This is a genomic window from Brevibacterium metallidurans (genome assembly GCF_037101285.1).
GTDB lineage: Bacteria > Actinomycetota > Actinomycetes > Actinomycetales > Brevibacteriaceae > Brevibacterium > Brevibacterium metallidurans.
The window spans coordinates 1-992 of record NZ_BAAAAF010000050.1 but is presented as its reverse complement, the minus strand read 5'-3'; the positions used below and the strand labels follow the sequence as shown (position 1 = coordinate 992).

2 protein-coding genes are annotated in these 992 nt (G+C 63.2%); both read right to left on the bottom strand.

Features of this window, described 5'->3' with window-relative positions; all coding sequences use genetic code 11:
* The coding region (locus AACX88_RS17455; RefSeq protein ID WP_339394128.1) for a heme/hemin ABC transporter substrate-binding protein at positions 1–730 on the bottom strand (730 nt) is incomplete at its 3' end.
* A partial coding sequence (locus tag AACX88_RS17450; protein WP_339394127.1) for a ChuX/HutX family heme-like substrate-binding protein occupies positions 727–992 on the bottom strand: 266 nt, incomplete at its 5' end. The genes AACX88_RS17455 and AACX88_RS17450, both read right to left, overlap by 4 nt.

Here is a 992-nt window from a genome sequence, read left to right as displayed (position 1 = left end):
CCAGCAGCTGTTTATGGCGGCCCGCCGGGGTTTGCGCCAGTCCTGGCAGCTTCCATAACCCGGCTTCGCCGCCCATTCCTTTGAGGCCATCGGCGGAGATCACCACCAGATCCGCCTGGCTGGCGGCTACCCCTTCCTGCGACATCGCGCGATAGTGGTCGAAGCCCTGCATCGCGTTTTGCAACCCGGCGGCGCTAATCGCGCCATCGGCGGCGGTGTGTTGCCCGGCAACCATGGTATTCATCCCGCCATGGCTGAGGATAAATAGCACCCGTTTCGCGATAGGCTGCGTGGGAATGGCGGCGATTTGCTGACGTAGCTGCTGGCGCAATACGTCGCCCGCAGGCGTTTTGCCTAACGCCTCGGCGATAACGGCGATTTTGTTATCGATGGCGGCGAGGTTATCACCGCCCGGCACGTTGACGACCGTAACCTTACTGTCCTGCACCTTTTGCAGCACCAGCGATGGCTGCGCCTGCGCGCTGGCCAGTACCAGCTGCGGGCGTAAGGAGAGGATCCCCTCGGCATTCAACTGCCGCAGGTAGCCGACGTCCGGCAGCTTCTGCGCGGCGGCGGGCCAGGTGCTGGTGCTGTCTTTCGCCACCAGTTGCTGCCCGGCGTTCAGCGCGTAGACGATTTCAGTGACGTCGCCGCCGAGAGAGACAATCCGTTCGGCGGCCGCGCTAGCGAACAGCGGTAGAGCGGCAAGCAGTATTAACCCGCGTTTCATGCCGGCAGCCCTTCCGCGCACAGACGTGCCACCTGCGCGCGCCACTGCGCTTGTTCCGGGTGACCCTCGCTGCGCTGGCCGTACAGCTGGGCGATCTGCGTACCGTCTTTGGCAAACAGTTCGACGCTGGTGACGTGACCATCGGAGGTCGGTTTGCGGGTCACCCAGACTTCATCAATGCTGTCTTCGCGCAGATGCAGGGTAAAGGCGCTATTGAAGATGTTGATCCAGCCGCGCATCGGCGCCAGCTTTTCCAGCGCAC